The organism is Caballeronia sp. (assembly GCF_049581465.1).
Taxonomy (GTDB): domain Bacteria; phylum Pseudomonadota; class Gammaproteobacteria; order Burkholderiales; family Burkholderiaceae; genus Caballeronia.
On sequence record NZ_JBAUSA010001098.1, the window covers coordinates 1 to 3,809 of the forward strand.

4 protein-coding genes are annotated in these 3,809 nt (G+C 58.3%); 2 read left to right on the forward strand and 2 right to left on the reverse strand.

All coding sequences use genetic code 11. From position 1 onward, the window contains the following. Nucleotides 1–102 precede the first annotated feature (102 nt). Nucleotides 103–750, reverse strand: a complete 648-nt coding sequence (locus tag WCA53_RS26845; protein WP_423917788.1) for a YdcF family protein — start codon at nucleotides 748–750, stop codon at nucleotides 103–105. A 384-nt stretch (nucleotides 751–1,134) separates the two neighbouring features. Between WCA53_RS26845 and WCA53_RS26850 the strand changes: the two genes are divergently transcribed. Then, a complete protein-coding gene (locus tag WCA53_RS26850) occupies nucleotides 1,135–1,449 on the forward strand; it encodes a hypothetical protein (RefSeq protein WP_423917793.1) in 315 nt (104 codons plus the stop codon). Between the two features lie 920 nt (nucleotides 1,450–2,369). Here WCA53_RS26850 and WCA53_RS26855 read toward each other — a convergent pair. After that, nucleotides 2,370–2,768, reverse strand: coding sequence for a transposase (locus WCA53_RS26855; protein ID WP_213761671.1), 399 nt, complete (start codon nucleotides 2,766–2,768; stop codon nucleotides 2,370–2,372). Between the two features lie 420 nt (nucleotides 2,769–3,188). On the opposite strand from WCA53_RS26855, the gene WCA53_RS26860 reads away from it, so the two are divergent. Beyond that, a partial coding sequence (locus WCA53_RS26860) for a LysR family transcriptional regulator (protein WP_423917796.1) occupies nucleotides 3,189–3,809 on the forward strand: 621 nt, incomplete at its 3' end.

Consider the following 3,809-nt stretch of genomic DNA (forward strand, 5'->3'; position numbering starts at 1 on the left):
TGACTGAACCGGGGATAATACAAGCGTACCGCATTAGTTTCTACTACTGAATTTCGAGATAATCGGCGGCGTTCGCGAATCGATTGTGCGCCGCGTTTTCAATCAGTACAGGTGGAGAAATCGCCAGACATAAAAGCGCGCGATACCGACGAGTTCATGCAGCGCCGTTTCAGCGTCTATATAGCCTCGCCCGCGGGGGATCAACGTGGGCGCCCGTGGGTATTTCACGCTCGACACAAAGGGTTGAGGGTCAAGCCCGAATGCGTGGAAGGAGAGAAGCGCGCGGGGCATCTGGTATGCGGTCGTCACCAGAATCAGCGTCTCGTCGTGCTGCGGCCTGAGGAGAAGCGCGACATTGCGCGCGTTTTCGTACGTGTTGAGACTTGTGTTCTCGCTGACCAGATCTGACGCTTTTACGTCGCGTGCCAGTAGGTAGGGAAGGTAATTGTCGGCTTCAGCTTGTTCGTGATGCTGCGGATTGCCGCCGCTCACGATTACGCGACACACGTCGCCCGCCCGCTGGCACTCGTGATAAAGGTCGGCTGTGGCCGCGAACTTGGGAACGGAGTCGTACTTTGGAATCAAGCGTTTTTGAGGATCGTGTTCGGTGCCGCCGCCGAGCAGAATAAGCGTCGTTCGCGCGCCGAAGTGCACAGTCTGTGCTGAGGACGCTACTTCGAAACCTCGCTGAGCGAGCGCGAGCAGGGGTGTGGAAATCCAGCCCGCGCCGATTACCCAGAAAACCGCCATGCAAGTTATTGCGACGGCGCGTCTGCGCTGTCTCCAAACCACGAACAGTGCAAAAAAAAGCAGCAATAAAGTTATAAGAACCAATTTAATTTGAGGTAACGTATAGGTTTTCGAGTTAATCCGCTGTGGGTCGTTGCATTCCATGGAATGCATGGCTGGAAGCGGGGCGTGCAGTGTAACGCGCGTTGAACGGGGCCTCGAGAATATAAAAGTTGCGACGAATAGAATCAAGCAGCACCTAGCGCAAGCGGCGGCTGCGAGTTCCGGTCAGGGCCGCGTTGTCGGCGCGGACTGGTTTCGGGGCGTGCCGCGTTCAGTCGGTGCCGTTGGCGGTGTTTCACTGCCAGGCGGCATCGTAACGGCTGCACTGGAAGATATAACGAGATGACCACGTATTCAAACGAAGCCGTACTAGAAGCGCTCCGGCGAGCTCAGTATCGACAAGTTCCGTGGGCAAGGCGCCCCAACGTTTTCAGTCATCTGCGCGACCTGGGCCTGTTGGAGTTGGTCAGGCAGCGCACCGTGGCTCCTGCCCCGGGGTTTCACGCACCCGTCGATATCGCGGTTGTTACCGAGCGTGGGAAGACGGAATTTTCCCGATTAGCACGCGATGAACGCGCCATGGACTGGGATTTGCGCCGTAACGCGCCGTATTCGTTTACCGCTGCGCGGGAGCCGATGGCTGAGGCACGGGCGTAGGCGCTAGGGCGGCGGTGCTGCTCGCGGAGAGTGTGGGGGCAGGTTTTGGGGCGGTGCTGTTAGCGGCGAGTGTGGGGCTAGGGTGGAGTCCTTCTGCTAGCGTGGTCGTTCTTCATAAGTCGGATTTTCTTGCTTATTTCTGTTAGCCCCTGTCCGGGGCGGGACTTCATTTCTTTGCAAACGCGCAAAGAAACGAAGCAAAGAAACGCGTTCAAACCGCGAATACCTAAGCGTCGTCGTTGGTCATTTCAGGGTTTTGGCCCGAACGTAGTACCGCCCCCACACATCAACGCGCAGTCGAATACCCATCCCAAGCCCAAACGGCACGCACACGCTTCGCCTCAACGGCCATATAGCGTGACTATCTGTGTCCTCGTGGCACCCCAACCCGGTGAACCGCGCTCGTTCATCCCACGCGCGGCATCGACGGGCAAAACCAAACAATCCAAAACCAGACAATTTTTCGCCGATCTTGTCACTGACCTTAGGGACGGTGTCCGCGATGCGTTACTGGCGGCGTTGCCACGCGTGTTGCCATAGGCACGCGGCGTTACCTGAGGCACGACATCAAGGGTGGGGTGGTCGAGGCGAAGCGCGTGCGCGCGGTCTGCGAGAAAGGTGGGTTTTCGACTGAGCGTTGATGCGTGGGAGTCGTACTACGTTCGGGCCAAAAGCCTGAAATGGGCAACGACGACACTGAGGTATTCGCGGTTTGAACGCGTTTCTTTGGTTCGTTTCTTTGCGCGTTTGCAAAGAAATGAAGTCCCGCCCCGGATAGGGGCTAATAGTAATAAGCAAGAAAATACAATATAAGCCGACCGCTGCGGCGAGCAGAAGGACTCCACCCTAGCCCCACACTCACCGCCAGCAAAACCCCACCCTACAAACCCGGCCGAAACCAGGCCAAAATCAGGCCAAAATCAGGCCATCTTGACCGGGGCGCGCCACGATTCCGGATTGGTCCAGAACGCGCCACGCAGACGGTCCCGGCTCGGCGGCGCCGGCGGCTTGGCCGCAGTCGACCCAATACGGCCGCGCAGCGACACCTCACGGCCGTTGCTGCCCAAGCGTTTCACGATTTCTGCAAGCGTACCGTCCGCCTGCCATTCGTCAAAGCGCCGACGGCACGTCGGCGGCGAAGGATAGCGGCCCGGCAACTTCGACCAGCCTTCGCCCGTGGACAAAACCCAAAGCACTGCATTGACGACGGCGCGTGCCTCCACGCGCGGACGACCACGTCGTTCGCTACGTGCAGGTTCCGCACAGAACAACGCTTCAACCAGCGCCCACTCGTTATCTCTCAAATCGTCAAACATCATGTTTCACCTCAGCGAAGCTAACCCCGGTGCGCTGCCCCGCGCCGCGCACTCTGGTCGGAATTCGAAGATCGAACCCAGATAAGGTCGGAGCACACATTGCGACGGACCTTTGCGTTGAACCTGCAATGCCGCCAACCCATGCATGAGTAAATGCGAGAACCGTGCCATGCGGGTGTCGATCGCCCGGAAAGCCTCGTGGCAGTAAGCTGGCCCGTTACCAGCATGGCCCGTATGAGACGCTATAAGTGTCGTTAATGAAATCGGGACAATCACCAATCCTGTGCAAAAGGCCCGTCAGGCGTGCGTGTATGCCCTTTTTGCTGCACCGCAACGAAACTTGATTTGAGATTGTTTTGCGATATTTCATTTACTATCGGCATTGTTGGCTGATGTTAATGAGGAAATGGCATGAATCGCGCGCTGAATGTGACGTTGAGGCAATTGCGCGTGTTTATCGAGGTTGCGCGTCTACAAAGCTTCAGCCGGGCGGGCGACGAGATCGGACTGACTCAGTCGGCGGTCAGCCGTTGCGTGCGGGAACTTGAGGCGGAGATAGGGCTGAAGTTGATCGACCGGACGACACGGGACGTGCAACTCACGGATGTCGGCGCAAATTTGATCGGCAGCGTGTCGCGCCTGTTGTCGGACCTGGACGAAGCGCTGCGGGAAATCCGCGATCTCGGCGAGCAGCGGCGCGGTCGAGTGGTCGTGGCGGCGAGTCCCACAGTTGCTTGCCGCCTGATGCCGGTCGTGATTTCCGCTTGCATTCGCGAATTTCCGCTGATTTCGTTGAGCTTGCGCGACGACCTTCAAAGCGACGTGGTGCGCAAGGTCAAATCCGGCGAGGTTGATTTTGGCGTCGCGATCGGCCCGCACAGCAGCGAGGATCTGCATGGCGAAGCCGTGATGACCGACTCGTTCTGCATGGTCGCACGCCGCGATCATCCGCTGGCCGGCGGAGGCGAGGTGACGTGGAGCGCGCTTTCCGGTGAGCGTCTCGTCATGCTCGATCATGCATCCGGAAGTCGTCCGATCATTGAC